The 14545-nt window shown below is 72.9% G+C and carries 12 protein-coding genes; 2 read left to right on the forward strand and 10 right to left on the reverse strand.

Going from position 1 to position 14545, the window contains the following annotated elements; all coding sequences use genetic code 11:
• Positions 1 to 59: 59 nt before the first annotated feature.
• The 3 genes from ABZS40_RS05825 to ABZS40_RS05835 form a co-directional block, all read right to left on the reverse strand.
• Positions 60 to 221 carry a winged helix-turn-helix domain-containing protein gene (locus ABZS40_RS05825; protein WP_354942210.1) on the reverse strand — a complete coding sequence of 54 codons (162 nt, stop codon included), beginning with the start codon at positions 219 to 221 and terminating at the stop codon, positions 60 to 62.
• A gap of 185 nt (positions 222 to 406) precedes the next feature.
• A complete protein-coding gene (locus ABZS40_RS05830) occupies positions 407 to 628 on the reverse strand; it encodes a hypothetical protein (RefSeq protein WP_030335934.1) in 222 nt (73 codons plus the stop codon).
• 157 nt (positions 629 to 785) lie between these two features.
• Entirely contained in the window at positions 786 to 1874 is a 1089-nt protein-coding gene (locus tag ABZS40_RS05835) for a hypothetical protein (RefSeq protein ID WP_354942211.1), read from the reverse strand.
• A 91-nt stretch (positions 1875 to 1965) separates the two neighbouring features.
• On the opposite strand from ABZS40_RS05835, the gene ABZS40_RS05840 reads away from it, so the two are divergent.
• The gene (locus tag ABZS40_RS05840; RefSeq protein WP_354942212.1) at positions 1966 to 2811 is read left to right on the forward strand and encodes a hypothetical protein; all 846 of its coding nucleotides are present in this window, start codon (positions 1966 to 1968) and stop codon (positions 2809 to 2811) included.
• A 68-nt stretch (positions 2812 to 2879) separates the two neighbouring features.
• Here the strand turns inward: ABZS40_RS05840 and ABZS40_RS05845 are convergent, their stop codons facing one another.
• Both ABZS40_RS05845 and ABZS40_RS05850 read right to left on the reverse strand, forming a co-directional pair.
• Positions 2880 to 5540, reverse strand: coding sequence for an AAA family ATPase (locus ABZS40_RS05845; RefSeq protein ID WP_354942213.1), 2661 nt, complete (start codon positions 5538 to 5540; stop codon positions 2880 to 2882).
• Positions 5541 to 5641: 101 nt separating this feature from the next.
• On the reverse strand, positions 5642 to 6736 hold the full coding sequence (locus ABZS40_RS05850; RefSeq protein ID WP_354942214.1) for a PIN domain-containing protein: 1095 nt from the start codon (positions 6734 to 6736) through the stop codon (positions 5642 to 5644).
• Positions 6737 to 6955: 219 nt separating this feature from the next.
• Between ABZS40_RS05850 and ABZS40_RS05855 the strand changes: the two genes are divergently transcribed.
• On the forward strand, positions 6956 to 8992 hold the full coding sequence (locus tag ABZS40_RS05855; protein WP_354942215.1) for a glycosyl hydrolase family 28-related protein: 2037 nt from the start codon (positions 6956 to 6958) through the stop codon (positions 8990 to 8992).
• A 45-nt stretch (positions 8993 to 9037) separates the two neighbouring features.
• Here the strand turns inward: ABZS40_RS05855 and ABZS40_RS05860 are convergent, their stop codons facing one another.
• The 5 genes from ABZS40_RS05860 to ABZS40_RS05880 form a co-directional block, all read right to left on the reverse strand.
• Positions 9038 to 9673, reverse strand: coding sequence for a hypothetical protein (locus ABZS40_RS05860; protein ID WP_354942216.1), 636 nt, complete (start codon positions 9671 to 9673; stop codon positions 9038 to 9040).
• Between the two features lie 13 nt (positions 9674 to 9686).
• Entirely contained in the window at positions 9687 to 10778 is a 1092-nt protein-coding gene (locus ABZS40_RS05865) for an SRPBCC domain-containing protein (RefSeq protein ID WP_354942217.1), read from the reverse strand.
• A 67-nt stretch (positions 10779 to 10845) separates the two neighbouring features.
• Positions 10846 to 11895 (reverse strand): nitronate monooxygenase, encoded by a 1050-nt coding sequence (locus ABZS40_RS05870; RefSeq protein ID WP_354942218.1) that lies wholly within the window; start codon positions 11893 to 11895, stop codon positions 10846 to 10848.
• Between the two features lie 29 nt (positions 11896 to 11924).
• Entirely contained in the window at positions 11925 to 13043 is a 1119-nt protein-coding gene (locus tag ABZS40_RS05875; RefSeq protein WP_354942219.1) for a hypothetical protein, read from the reverse strand.
• Between the two features lie 197 nt (positions 13044 to 13240).
• A complete protein-coding gene (locus tag ABZS40_RS05880) occupies positions 13241 to 14350 on the reverse strand; it encodes a ricin-type beta-trefoil lectin domain protein (protein WP_354942220.1) in 1110 nt (369 codons plus the stop codon).
• Between the last annotated feature and the right edge of the window lie 195 nt (positions 14351 to 14545).

Genomic DNA, 14545 nt, shown 5'->3' on the forward strand with positions numbered 1-14545 from the left:
TGATCCTCATCATGTGATCAGGCAGATCCAACATCCTCGGCGACCCACAGGCCACGCCCCTAGAGGCCCACCACCAAGCCGCGGGTCTGCAGAACGATGATCGCCCGCTGGACCGTGGTCACGCTGACGTCGTAGAGGTCCGATAGTTCGTTGTAGGTGGGTAGACGCTCCCCCGCCGCGTACTCGCCGCTCTTGATGCGGGCGGCGAGATCCTCGGCCACCTCGCGACAGTGGTCGGTTGGGCGCTGGCGCTTCTGGCAGACGTTGCTTCCGTCATGCTGCAGAAGGGATGACCTGCGAGCTGACCGTAGCCGAGTTGGTCAGTGGTTACCGAGCGCCGGGCCGGTCGGCGGGCGCGCCGGGCTGGAGGAGCCCGGGAGCGTTGCCGACCCGGCCCGGTGCCGGATCAGCGCTGCTTCAGCTCGCGCCAGGATGGGTGAGTGCCGCGCCAGGCGTCGGCGAGGATGGCCGCCGAGGCCCGGCTTGGGCACTGCTGCACCCGCTCACGACCCGACGCCCCACCGATCTGGGCGCGGACCTCCCAACCCTGCCCGTCAGTACGGATGTACACGTCCCGGCGCCCGCGCGGGGTCGTGTCTCCGTTCCACCAATGCTCCTCGACCTTCATTCGCCGACCGTATAGCAATTTTTGCGCCGAGGGTACGGCGCAGCAGGGTGGATAGTAGGGCGATAGTCGTAAATCCGGCGCACTTCAACCTGACCGTTACCGGGGAGGAACCGCGACGGCGGCTCCTCCCCGTCCTGAGTAACGAATCAGGCGCGATTCACATGCCGCTGAGCACCCCTGCCAGGGTGTTGGCCAAGGCGTCCTGCCCGGAGGGGCTCGGGTGCGGCGAGCCACCCTCGGCGGTGATCTGGAGGTCACCCGGAGTGAACGGTGGCGGCATCGCCACCCGGACGGCGGGGTCGAACGGGACGCCGAGTTGGATGGCCCAGTTGAGATCGCTGATCACGCCTCGCACGGTGCCCACCCAGAGCGGGTCGATCAGCGGTTGCAGTGTCGACACCGGCGCCGCCGGCAGGTAGGAGTGCGTCCCGGTGGGCAGGAGCGACCTGAGCTTGGCCCACGCGTACTGGCCGACGTCGACGTTGGCCGGGGTGATGTCGTAGTACAGCATCCACACCACCTTGTCCGCGCCGGCGCCGAGCAGCGAGTTGACGATCGTGGTGGCGTCGCCGGTGATGCCGGCGTAGTGGGCCGGGCCGTCGTAGCGCGGCACCCCGATGTTGATGTAGTAGTCCTCACCGACCGGCAGATCCAGCCAGAAGTTGCAGCCGCCGCCGTTGGTGACGATGCCGGCCTTGCCGCCCACGGCCGCCCATTCGAAGCGGAAGACGCCGTACGGGTCCAGGGTCTCCGCCGCGAACTCGAGCCCGCGGCACATGGCCAGCCGGGTCAGGACGGTGGTCCAGTTGGTGTTGTTCACGCCGCCGGTGGTGGCGTGGTACGCGTGGTGCCCGTCCGCCTTCGCCTTGGCGATCCGCGCGGTGGCGAGGCCGAGCGGGCTGGCCACTCGGCCCCAGGCGTTGCCGCACGCGTCCGGGCCGGCGCGGCCGGCGATGATGTCACCGGTGCCGTAGCCGGTGCGGGCGTAGTTGTCGTAGTCGACGACGCTGCCGTCCATGTCGAAGTAGCGCCGGCCGTAGCTGTAGACGCCGTTGTTGCCGGGCATGCCGCGGCCGTCGAACGAGGTCGACGGGCAGCCGGGGCCCACGCCGAAGCCGAACTGGTGGTGTGACGAACTGATCGAGTCCCCGGTGAGGGTGAGGACCGTGTCGTCGGAGACCGTCTGCACCTCGCGGCAGCGGATCCGGTCCTTGTTCGCGTCCACGAGGGTGGGGTTGCCGCTCACGTTCGGGCAGCCGGTCGGCGGCGGGGGTGGCGGCGGAGGCGGTCCCCCGGTGGGTCCGGTGGGCGGGTCGGTCGGATTCGACGGGTCGTCGGTGGGTGACGCCGATTCGCTCGGGGACGCCGATTCGGAGGGCGAGGAACTGCCGGACGGCGAGGCGCTGTCCGACGGGGAGGCCGTGCCGGACGGGGAGGCGCTGTCCGACGGGGAGGCGCTGTCCGAGGGGGAGGCGCTGTCCGACGGCGACGCGCTGTCCGACGGGGAGGCGCTCTCTGACGGGGAGGCGCTCTCTGACGGCGACGCGCTGTCCGACGGAGATGCGCTCTCCGACGGCGACGCGCTGTCCGACGGGGACGCGCTCCCGGACGGCGACGCCGTACCCGAAGGAGAGCTGGAACCGGACGGCGAGGCACTGCCGGAGGGGCAGGGCGACCCCGTGGCGGTGGGCGACGCCGTGGACGTGGGCGATCCCGTTGAGGTGGGTGCGGTAGCGGTCGCGGCGGGTGCCCGCTGCGAGATCGGCTCGGCCGTCACCGGCGGCCGGGTCGCCCTGGTCGGTGAGGTCGAGGGCGACGGCGTGTCGGTCGGGTCGGGGCAGTTGTCGGCGACGGCGGCATTGTGGGTACGGATCTGGGTGAGCCGCGCCTCGACCTCGGCCGGAAGTTTCCCGCCCGGCTTGACGCACGGGTCGAGCAGCCAGGTGGTGCCCTCCAGCTCACGGGTACACGGCGGCGCCTCGTACGACACCGGCTCGGGTCTGGCCGCGACGGCTGGGGACGGGGCACCGCCTGCGGCCGGGACGACCACAGTGGTGACCACGGCCACGACCACCGCCACCCCGGCGGCGAAGAGAGCATTGTGGATGTGGACTGACCTGGTGGGTCGCGGTCCTGGCGGCCCGCTCGGGTCCAGTTGGCTCATGCCGTCCTCCTGGGACTGAGATGCACCGGTAGGTGTTACCGCACGGTAGGCAGACGTGCGGTAACCCGATAGATCAGTCGCCCTTACCTACTGTGGAGGGTGGATCGCACCCGGTGACCTGTCCCGCGCTCCCGGTCGGGCGTGGCCGAGCACCACTGCCAACTCCTGCCGGTTGCGGACGCCGAGCTTGGTGAAGACCCGGGCCAGGTTGTTGTTGACCGTGTTGACCGACAGCCCCAGCCGGTCGGCGATGCTGCGGCTCGGCATCGTCACGGCGAGCATGGCCACGTCCCGCTCCCGGCGGGTCAGCGTCGCCTGTTCGACGTCCGCAGCGCCCGCGGCGAGCAGTGGCGTGTGGACGGAGCGGCAGTTCCGGGTCAGCGTCGCGGCCCGCTGCGCCACCGCCACCCGGGGCCGGCCGCGCCGGGCGTACGCACGGGCGGCGGCACCGAGCACCTCGGCCGCGAGCAGTGTGTGGCCGCGGGCGACGAGGTCGTCCGCGGCCGTCTCCAGCGCCGGCCCGTCAGCGCGGACCAGACCGTCGGCAGCGGTGGCGAGCGTGGCTGCCAGTCCGCCGAGCTGGTCGGCGAGGTCGGTCAGCCGGTCCCGTACCGCCTCCGGCGCGCCGAGTCGAGCGCACTCGTAGAGCGCCACCGCCTCGATGGTGGGCTGCTCACTGTCCTGGGCCAGGTCGGCGGCGTTGCGGGCGGTACGGATCGCGGCGGTGAGATCACCCTCGGCGGCCTCCACCCAGGCTCGATTCAGTTCGACCCAGGGGTGGAAGAGTCGGTTGGCGGCCCGCTCCCGCGCGTCGGCGGCGGCCAACCACCGACGGGCACCGGGCAGGTCGCCGGCCAGGGCACAGACGCCGGCCAGCTCGGCCCAGTACGTGCGCACCAGGTGGTACTGGTCGTTCTCCTCCACCAACGCGATGGCCTCCCGCAGGTCGGCCGCGGCGGCGTCGAGCCGGCCCTGCGTCCTGCCGATGATCCCTCGGAACCCCGCCCAGACGGCGACCATCCCCCGCGCGTCGCTGGCCACCGCGTCGCGGTAGCCCCGGTCAGCCAGCTCGGCTGCCCCGGTCAGCTCCCCGGCGGCGTACCGGGCGTAGCACAGCCCCAGGCCGACCTGGGCCTCGTTCCACGGCAGCCGCTCCGGTTCGGCGGCGAGCACCGCCCGGCCCCGCTCGGCCAGCTCCGCCGCGAGATCGAGTCGGCCGAGCATTCCGGCTGCCGAGGCGGCGCCCATGGTCGCCCAGCTGGCGGCGCGTACGCCGATGTCGGGTCGGTTCAGCACCGCCTGGCCGACCTCCAGCGCCGCCTCGCACCGCCCGTCGTAGAACAGCACCCATGACCGGGTGGCCTCGGTCAGGTCGTGGCCCGGTGCGCCCGCCGGCACCATCCGCAGGGTGTCGTGCGCCTCGTCGATCCGATCCAGGCCCCAGTAGAGCAGGCCGGCCCGGGTGATCGCCCAGATCGCCAGGCGCTTGCTGCCCGCGGGCGGGGCCGGCGGGAGCATGTCGAACGCCTCCTGGCTGCGGGCCTGGTACTGCAGTACCCGGGCCAGCAGCCACTGCGCCTCCCAGCCCTGCCCCGCGTCGTACGCGGTGCGGGCCAACCGCTCGGCGAGGTCGATGTCGAACCGGTCGATGGCCTGCCGGGCGGCGGCGAGCGCGATGCCCGGGTGGTGGACGCTGCCGGAGCGGAGCTGCCACACCCCGGCGACGAGGGCGTCGTCGCGGCGGCGCAGCGGCATGCCGGCCAGTACGTCGGCGAGTTGCCCGAAGACGGTTCGGGAACGACTGGCCGGCATGCTGGCCCGCAGCGCCTCGCCGTAGAGCGGGTGGGCCATCCGCAGGGCGGTCCGGGCGCCGGAGCGTTCCGCGACCGCCATACCGCTGCGTTCGGCGGCCTCGATGGCGGCCGGGTCGGTGACTCGTTCCAGCAGGGCCAGGGACAGCGGTTCGCCGCAGGCCACCACCTCCAGCACCTGGCGCGCGGCGGGTTCCAGGGCGCGCAGCCGGGCACTGACCAGTTCGGCCAGCCGAGGGCTGCCGGACGCCGTGCCGCACCAGCGCCAGATCCCGCGCGACTCGCGTAGCCCGCCGGTGTCCATCGCGTCGGCCAGCAGCTCCCGCAGCAGCAGCGGGTTGCCGTCGGCGAGGTGCGTCAGCCGGCGGCGGCTGATCGCGTCGAGCGGGCCCGGGGCCGCCTCGTCGAGCAGGTGCTCCACGGCGGTGGCGGGCAACGGGCGTACGTCCAGTCGCCGACCCGACCCGGCCCACAGCGAGGTGAGGGCGTCGGAGAGCGGTTCGCCGGCACGGACGGTCGCCACAGCGACCGCCAGCCCGTGCACGGCGAGCTGGTGCAGCAGCCCGGCCGACGGTTCGTCCAGCAGGTGCGCGTCGTCGATGCCGATCACCAGCGGTCGGTCGGCCCCCCGACGGGCGAAGTCGCGCTCCACGCTGACGACCAGCCCCACCGGGTCGGCGCGGGATCGGGTCGGCGCGGGTATCAGGTGGGAGACGGCACCGAACGGAATGGACCGCGCCGCGCCGGTCGCCGAGACCCAGTGGCACTCCACGCCGTCCTCGGCGGCGCGGGCCAGCGCCTCGCGCAGCAGCCGCGTCTTGCCCACCCCGGCATCGCCGACCAGCACCAACCCGGGCAGCCGCGCCGACACCACGTCCTCGATGGTCTTCAGCTCGTCGTCGCGGCCGACGAGTGTCCATTCGCCACGTCCCGACATGCCGACGCTCACCTCGCCCTCGGGACAGCCCCACCGCCCACCCTATGGGCAGCTCCGGCACTCCCGCTCGACAGCGGTCGACGGTTGTCCGGCTCCGACGGTCACCCCTGGGTCGTCAGGAGGTAGTCGTCGGCTTCGGGGCTCCAGCGCAGGTCCAGTACGCCGGCGGTGGCGGCGGCCTTGCAGAACTGGAGGAAGCTGCGGTAGCCCAGCTTCTTCTCGCTGAAGTCGGGGCGGGCCCGGCGTACCTGGTTCTTCAACCCGGACAACGCCACCGGGTTGCCGCCGCTACCCAGGTCCGCCACGACACCCCGGAGCAGACCGAACGCCACCTCCCGGTCGCCGTGCTCGGGCAGTGAGACCTCGGGGTCACCCTTCGCCGGACCTTCGGCCAGCTCGATCACGTTGCGCTCGGCGAGGTGGCGCAGCAGTTCGCCGAAGGTGCGGAAGCCGTAGTCGGACTCGCTGAAGGTCGGGTCCTTGCGCAGCAGAGTGCGCTTGAGCCGGGAGGCGGTGACCTCACCGTTGGCGCTGCCCTGCAACCCGGCGACCGACTGGGCGACGAACACGGCGAGGGCGTCCACGTCCCGGCCGGGCTCCTCCCCCGTCGGCCGGCGGTCCACCTCCGGCTCGTGCTCCCGCTCCGGCTCGGGTGGGCGTTGCTCCGCGCCGGCCTGCCGGGTGGTGGGACGAGCGCGCCGGCCACGGGCCGGCGGGATGTCCACGCCCTCCAGCCGGTCGTAGTACAGGAACTCGTCACACGCCGGGGGAAGCAGGCCCGAGGTGGACCCCTCGACCCCGACGCCGATGACCCGCTTGTTCAGCTCGCGCAGCTTGTGCACCAGCGGGGTGAAGTCGCTGTCACCGCTACAGATCACGAAGGTGGAGATGTAGTCGCGTTCGAACGCCAACTCGATGGCGTCGACGGCCATCTTGATGTCCGCGGCGTTCTTGCGGGACGCGCCCATCCGCTGCGGGATCTCGATCAGCTCGACGTGGGACCGGGTGAGCATCCGGCGGTCCTCGTCGAAGTAGGACCAGTCGGCGTACGCCCGCCGGACCACCACCCGACCTCGTTCGGCCAGCGCGTCGGCGATGGGCCGGAAGTCGAAGGCCGCGCCGCCGCGATGGTCGCGCGCGCCCAACGCGAGGTTCTCATAGTCGAGGAAGAGGGCAATCCGGTCTTCTTGATCCACGCGGACCAGCCTACGCCGGGCCTGAGCTGGTCGGGGCGGACGACGCGCGACACCTCAACTCGACGACCGTCCATTTCTTGCGGCCTGATAGTCGTTTATTTTCAATGTTCGATAGGTGTCTTGCAGTGCCATGTCTGGTGCTGCATCATGACGATCAATGTCGGGCGTCGGGGGAGCGCCAGGCGGACCTCCACCACCACCCACCCAGGAGGGTCACCGATGTTTCGCAGCCTCACGCCGGCGCGGGGACGCCCCGGCCGGCCCAGCGGCACCGCCGTCGCGCTCGCGGCCGGTCTCGCCGTGCTGGTCGCCGGGCCCACCGCGGCCGCCGCCAGTCCACCCGGGTCCGCTGGCGCGCAGCCGGTGGTCACCCGGGCCGCCCTCGATCCGGCGCTGGTCGCCGGACGCGGCGCCGACGTCGACTTCCTCGAGCAGGAAGCGGAGAACGCCCGCACCAACGGCGAGATCATCGGACCCGACCGGTCCGCCTACACGCTGCCCGCGGAGGCTTCCGGCCGCCGGGCGGTCCGACTCACCCCCGGGGAGTACGTGGAGTTCGTGCTGCCCAGCGCGGCGAACGGGATCACCGTGCGGTACAGCATCCCGGACGCGCCGCAGGGTGGTGGGATCACCGCGCCGCTGCGGGTCGCCGTCAACGGCAAGCACCTGCGCACCATGACGCTCACCTCGCAGTACTCGTGGCTCTACAACCAGTACCCGTTCACCAACGACCCGCAGGCCGGGCTGCTGCACCCGGACTGGTGGATCACCGAGTGCCAGTGCGTGCCGTCGGCCACCACGCCGTATCCGAGCATCGACAAGCCGTTCCGGCCCACCCACTTCTACGACGAGCAGAGGCTGCTGCTCGGGCGCACCTACCGGGCCGGCGACAAGGTCCGGCTCACCGCGCCGCCCGGTAGCGCCGCCGCCTGGACCGTCATCGACCTGCTCGACTCCGAGTTGGTCGCGCCACCGCACGTCCGGCTGCTCGCCGCGAACGTGCTCGCGTTCGGCGCCGACCCCACCGGCCGGCGGGATTCCGCCGACGCGCTGGACCGGGCCATCGCCTTCGCCCGGCGCGCCCACCTCAAGGTCTACATCCCGCCGGGCACCTACCAGGTCAACCGGCACATCATCGTCGACGACGTGACCATCGAGGGCGCCGGCAACTGGTACACCACCATCAGGGGCCGCGAGGTCGCCCTGCCGACTCCCGCGCCGGACGGCTCGGTGCACACCGGAGTCGGGTTCTACGGGCGGGACGCCGCCGACGGCGGCAGCCGTAACGTGCACCTCTCCGGCTTCGCCATCGAGGGCGACGTCCGGGAGCGCATCGACACCGACCAGGTCAACGCCATCGGCGGAGCGATGAGCGACTCCACCATCGACGGGCTCTACCTGCACCACACCAAGGCGGGCCTCTGGTTCGACGGCCCGATGCGCAACGTCCGGGTCACCAACAACATCATCGTCGACCAGATCGCCGACGCGCTCAACTTCCACACCGGCGTGACCGACTCCCTGGTGTCGCACAACTTCGTCCGCAACACCGGCGACGACGGCCTGGCGATGTGGTCGGAGAAGACGGCCAACGCGCGGAACACGTTCGACCACAACACAGTGCAGTCACCGACCCTGGCCAACGGCATCGCCATCTACGGCGGCACCGACACCACCGTCTCGCACAACCTGGTCGCCGACCCGGTACGCGAGGGCAGCGGCCTGCACGCCGGGGCCCGCTTCGGCGCGGAGCCGTTCACCGGGTACCTGCGGTTCACCAACAACACCACCGCCCGCGCCGGCACGTACGAGCTGAACTGGAACATCGGGCTGGGCGCGATCTGGGTCTTCGCCCTGGATCGCAGCATTGAGGCGCCCATCGAGGTGACCGGCGACGCGTACCTGGACAACACGTACAACGCAATCATGCTGGTCAGCGACTGGCCGGTGAAGGATCTCTACTCGATCTCCGATGCGCGGTTCCGGGACGTCCGGGTCGACGGCACCGGCACCTCGGTGGTCAGCGCCCGCGCGGCCGGGTCGGCCTCGTTCGCCAACGTGGACGCCCGCAACGTCGGCGCGGTAGGCGTCAACAACTGCGGATCGTTCCACTTCACCCCGGCCGGTTCGGAGTTCACACTGACCGACCTCGGCGGTAACGACGGCGGGTGGCTCGCGCCGTGGCTGCTGCCCAACACCATCACCTGCGACGACCGGCCGCCCGTGTCGCCGCCCCCGCCTCCGGCGCAGTGGTGACAGCGGTGGGCGGCCCGAGCGATCGGGCCGCCCACCGCGCACAGATCAGCGCGTCCTGACGTACGCCAGCGGCACGGTAGTGGGCTGACCGTGCCATCTGCCGCTCAGCGTGCCCCCGGCCGGCCCGTCGGCCCCGGCCCCGGGCCTGCGCACGACGACCAGCTCGACGGTGTCGGTGTCGATGAGCGTGCGGTCCTCGTCGACCACCCGTCGCACCGCGCCCACGGCCGGCACCTGGGCGTCGGCGGCGCTGTCGACGACGACCGTCACCGTCGGTTCACGCACCTCGCGCCGGCCGTCGACCTCGAAGTACTGCTCCGCCTGGCCGCTGCCGCTGAGGATCGCGTGGGCGAGCGCGGCGGCGTACACCGGGTCGACGCAGCCGTCGTACACCCAGCGCCGGCCGAGCACCGAGTGCTCGGTGGTGCCGACCAGCCACCCGTCCGCGCCGTCGAGGGGCGCGGCGCGGTAGGTGAGCGGGACATGGTGGACCGGCCCGTCGGCGGCACCGACCAGCATCGTCTCGATGCCGACCTCGCCGGCCGGGTCGTCGAAGCGGTAGGCGCCCCGGCTCACCACCTCGACGCCTGTCGGTCCGGCGAACCACCGTCGGTGGGGCAGCCAGGCCGTCAGCAGGTCCAGCTTCGTGGGGTGCAGGGTCGCCCTGTGCAGCAGTGCCATGACGGCAGCCTAGTCAGAGGCCCGCACACTGTTGCCCCCCGATCGTGCAGCTCTCCGGTTCCCGGGCCTTCGGCCGGCTGTCGCGGACGTCGAAGCTGATCGTCTGGGATCCCCCGGCCGCCACGGCGGCTCCGGTGAAGGTGACCACCCGTCGGTCCTGTCGCCAGTTCGCGCCGTCGACGTCGTCGACGGTGGTGCCTTCGGCGAGGGTGACCACCACGGCCCAGTCCGCCACCGGCGCGCCACCGGGGTTGCCGACCACGATCTCGCCGGTGTAGCCGAAGAGTCGGTCGGACTCGGTCTCGTAGCGGGCGGTGATCGGCGTCGGTGGCGGAGGTGGCGCCGCCGACGCGGGCGTCCGCGAGGGCTTCGCCGACGGGGTCCGGCTCGGCCGGGTGGTCGCCGACGCGGTGGTCCGTGAGGGGCGCGCCGAGGGGGTCGCCGTGGGGGCGACGGCGGTCCTGCCGGCCGTCACGGTCGGCGACGCGGTGTCGGTCGCTGCGGGCGCGGCGGCCGGCTTCGCGTCGGGCGGCAACGTCACCCATGCCGCCGTCCCCGCCACCAGCACGGCCCCGGCGACCAGGGCGACCAGCGTCCGACGCCGACGGGGATTGCGACCGGGCCTGCCGCGTACGCCGATCAGCGGCAGTTCCGCTGTCATCTGACCGTCGGCGCGGCGCAGGTCGACCTGCTGGAAGGCGATCCAGTCGAGGATGGCTGGCAGCCGGACGGTCAGCGCCTGCCGGAGCTGCTGCTCGCGGGGGTCGTGCTGCTCAGCGGACCACGCGCCGTGCGTGCTGACCTCCCGTAGCTCCAGCCGGCAGCCCTGCTTGGTGGCCGTGACCGTGCAGGTCAGCTCGCTGAGCCGACCGGCCTCGTCGCAGGCCAGCACGAGGAGGTCCGGCTCCTGCCGCTCGGTCACCTCGACCTCGACGTTGGCCTCGAAGCCGGGCAGGCCGGCGGTGTGCAGCAGCATCCGGTCCGGTACGCCCTCGACCATCTCGGCCTCGGCGAACCACCGGCCGAGCAACCCCCGATCGGTCAGAGCGCGCCAGACCCGCTCAGCCGGGTGGGACAGGTCGACCAGCGCACCGATCTCGATCACGGCGAGACTCTAACGGGTTGCCCGCCTGGCCATGCCCGCCCGCCCGAGCCGGTTGCCGGCGTCCTGGTCAGCCCCAGCGGCTGAACCGCTCGACCACTGTGGCCAGCGCGGCCCGGGCGTCGGCGCTCACCTCGGCGACCACCTGCGCCGCCGGCACGTCCCGGGCCAGCTGGTGCGCCTGCCCGGCCCACAGGTTGGCCATCGACGCGTCCGCGTCGCGCCGGGCGGCGGCGAGCAGTGGACGCGTCAGGTGCAGCACCTGGGGGTAACCGTGCGGTGCCACCGCGTCGTGCTGACGCAGGAAGTCGTTGGCCACGCCACGGGCCCGCTTACCGGTGTACGACCGGGTCAACGCGGTCGGCGTGGCACTGGCCACCGCCGCCCGGTGCATCGGCGAGCTGCCCGCCTCCGGGCAGCGCAGGAAGGCGGTGCCGAGTTGCGCGGCGGCGGCGCCGGCGGCCAGCACGGCGGCCACCGAGGGGCCGTCGACGAGGCCGCCCGCGGCCACCAACGGCCGGTCACAGCGGGCGGCGGTCAGCCGGAGCAGCGGCAGCAACCCGTAGTCGTCGTCGTCCGGCAGGCCACCGCGATGCCCACCGGCCTCGGTGCCCTGCACCACCACCGCGTCCACACCCAGGTCGGCGGCGGCGCTCGCGGCGTCCGGGCGGGTGACGGTGGCCCACACCTCGGTGCCCCGCTCACGCAGGGCGGCCACCGCCGCCCGGTCGGGCAGCCCGAACACGAAGGACACGACCGGGACCGGGTCCGCGAGCAGCGCGGCCAGCTTCTCCGGGTACGCGTCGTCGCCGCCCACCGGCTCGCCCAGGCTCACCCCGCGCTGCGCGGCCTGCGGGGCGAGCCGTTGCGCGTACGCCTGGACGGCGGCCTCGTCGACGCCGCCGGGGTCGGGCAGGAAGACGTTCACACCGAACGGCCGATCGGTACGCGCGCGAACCTCGGCGACGTCGGCGACCAGCCGACCGGTGTCGATCATCCCGGCGGCGAGGAAACCCAGCCCACCCGCGGAGGACACGGCGGCCACCAGCGCGGGCGTGGACGGGCCACCAGCCATCGGGGCGGCGATGATCGGGTGGCGCAACGTGGACAGGACGGACATCCCCCCATCCTGCCGCAGGCCCGGCCCGATCACTGGCGCGCGGTGTGCCTCCACCAGAGCGCGGCGGCCAACCCGAGCAGGACCAGCAGCGTGCCCGCGCCGAGGGCCAGCGGCCACGTCCGCCCACCTTCTCCGCCGCCGACCTGTCCGGCGGCCGGACGGACCGCGGTGGGCGCGACCGGGTCGTCGGACCGCGTGGGTGGCACGGCGGTGTGCGTGGTGGCGGTGGCCGGGTAGCGCAGGATCGTCGAGCGGGTGCCGGCTGACTGACCGGCGGACTCGGAGACGGTGAGCAACGACCCGCCATCTCGGCTGTAGGTGATCGACTCGCCCTGAGGCTCGTCCGGCAACGGGGTGATCCGCGGGGTGCCGGTGGTCAACGCGCGGACCACGTCGCCGTCGGGCACGTCGTACTCGAAGGCGTCGGCGTAGCTGCGCAGCACCACCCGCCGTCCGTCCGGCGCGCCCGCCGCGCCGGTGATCACCCCGCGCCCCAGGAACGAGAACGGGTTGCTGGTCGTGGTCGAGGGCACTGTCACCTGGCCGAGCGCGGTCAGCGGCGTCGTCGCGTCCGACCGCAGCGCGGTGGTCGGCGCGTACAGGAAGACGGTGCCGCTGCCGCCCTTGGTGACGATCAGCGGCCGCCCGGACGCGTCGAGCAGCAGCGCCTCGGCGTCGTGCGGACGGTCCGGGTAGGTCATCCGGTGCAGCACCGGCCTCTTCGCCCCGGGCGCGAGCCGCCACACGCCGACCGTCGTCCGGGAGCTGTCGTTGTCGCCGATGTCGGCGACCCAGACGGTGCCGTCCCGGCCGATGGCCAGGTCCTCGGTGTCGCGGGGACGGGACGGGAAGGAGACGGTGCGCGCCACCGCGCAGCGCTGGTCGAGGAAGAAGATCCGGCGGCGGGCCTCGTCGTCGGCACCGTCGTTGATCACCACGTACCCGTCGTCGGTGGCGACCATCCCGGAGATCTCGCGCAGCCGGTCGTCGCGCACCTGGCAGACCGGCGTCCCCGCCGCCGCCGCGCCCGCCGTGGCAGCGCCCGGCGCCGGCACCACGGCCGGCGGCACCGCGCCCGCGAGCAACGCGGTCAGCACCGCTCCCGCCCGAGCACGCCGCCCCCGGGTCAGCCGTCCACGTACCCGCATCGCCCACCCTCCTCGTCGCGGCCGTGACCGGCCACCCGCCCATCCTGGCCGATCCCGGCCGCGGTCGACGGTCATCGGGGGGACGCGCCGGAACACCACACCCGAGGCGACGGCCGACTGACCGCCGTCGGACCGGTCACGGCCCGCCCCGGGGCCGGCCCCGCCACGGTACGACGTGGACCGACCCGGGGCGTCCGCTAGCGGACGGACCAGCGCTGGGCGCCGCTGCCGTTGCACGTCCAGAGCTGCGTGGTAGTGCCGTTGGCCGTGCCGGCGGAGGTCACGCCGACGCACTTGCCGGCGGAGGCGAGCACGACAGTGCCGTCCGTGCGGAACGTGAAGCGCTGCGCGGCGGTGCCGTTGCAGGTCCAGATCTGCACCCTCGTACCGTCGGCGCCTGCTCCACCGTTCACGTCCAGGCACCGGTCGCCGTAGACCCGCAGCTCCCCGGCAGCGGTGCGGGTCCACCGCTGGTTGGTGTCCCCGTGGCAGTCCCAGATGATCGTGGCAGCGCCGGCGGTGGTGCTGGCGCCGTTCACGTCCAGGCAACGCCCGGAGGCGGGGTTGACCAGGCCGACGGCGGTGCCCACCGGCGGTCCGCCCGCCGGGACCAGGCTGCCGGGCACCGACTGCAACGCGGCGTACCAGCGGGCCGCCATCTTGTCGTACCCGCCGGCGTTGGGGTGGACGCCGTCGGCGAGGTCGGCGGTGGTGAGCGCGGCGTGCATGTCGACCAGGTGCACCCGGCTGCCCTTCTGCGCCACGATCCCGGGGATCGCCGCGTTGTACGCCTGCACCCGGGCCTCCAGGTTCGGGTCTGCCTCCGGGGTGATGGTGGCGACGAAGACATCCGCTCCCGGAGCCGTCGACCTGATCTTGTCGATGAGGCCGGAGAGCCGGGCCGGAGCGGTGGCGAGGTTGTAGTTCTGGTTCACGTCGTTGGTGCCGATGTGCAGCAGCACGGTACGCGGATCGGTGGCCCGCAACCAGGTGACGATGTTGGCGTCGAGCTGGTCGATGCGCCAGCCGGAGTGGCCCTCGTGGTCGTGGTCACCGAGGCTGGCCGGCCCGTTGAACCCGGAGCCGACGAAGTCGACGGTGTAGCCGCCGCCGGCCAGCCGCTGCCACAGGTTGATCCGGTACCCGCCGGGCACGTTGAAGCCATCGGTGATCGAGTCACCGAGTGGCATCACACGTACGCCACCGTTCGACTCGGCCTGGGCGGGTGCGACCTGGGCCAGCGCCAGCGCAGCCCCGAGGACGAGCCCGAAGGCCCCGGCGGCGGCCTGTCGTGCGTTCCATCGCATGGTTGATCCCTCTCCTCGAAGGTCGTCCGGGATCGTCGGTGGTACGCCGTCCGCCGAAAACGACGACCCCAACCGGACACATCCATTGATGGTGGGCGATGGGCTGTTCAGGCTGGGCCGGTTCCGGCACGGGCGCGAGCCGAACGCCGGGCTGGCTGCGCCGAGCGGTCCGGGGGGTCCCCGCCTCCATCTGAC

The sequence above is a fragment of the Micromonospora sp. NPDC005324 genome, from assembly GCF_040607155.1.
GTDB classification, from domain to species: domain Bacteria; phylum Actinomycetota; class Actinomycetes; order Mycobacteriales; family Micromonosporaceae; genus Micromonospora; species Micromonospora trifolii.

Bases quoted from the DNA above. Each gene is read 5' to 3' on its own strand.
- ABZS40_RS05830 (WP_030335934.1), bottom strand. From the start codon at position 628: ATGAAGGTCGAGGAGCATTGGTGGAACGGAGACACGACCCCGCGCGGG.
- ABZS40_RS05845 (WP_354942213.1), bottom strand. From the start codon at position 5,540: ATGTCGGGACGTGGCGAATGGACACTCGTCGGCCGCGACGACGAGCTG.
- ABZS40_RS05855 (WP_354942215.1), top strand. From the start codon at position 6,956: ATGTTTCGCAGCCTCACGCCGGCGCGGGGACGCCCCGGCCGGCCCAGC.
- ABZS40_RS05860 (WP_354942216.1), bottom strand. From the start codon at position 9,673: ATGGCACTGCTGCACAGGGCGACCCTGCACCCCACGAAGCTGGACCTG.
- ABZS40_RS05870 (WP_354942218.1), bottom strand. From the start codon at position 11,895: ATGTCCGTCCTGTCCACGTTGCGCCACCCGATCATCGCCGCCCCGATG.
- ABZS40_RS05875 (WP_354942219.1), bottom strand. From the start codon at position 13,043: ATGCGGGTACGTGGACGGCTGACCCGGGGGCGGCGTGCTCGGGCGGGA.
- ABZS40_RS05880 (WP_354942220.1), bottom strand. From the start codon at position 14,350: ATGCGATGGAACGCACGACAGGCCGCCGCCGGGGCCTTCGGGCTCGTC.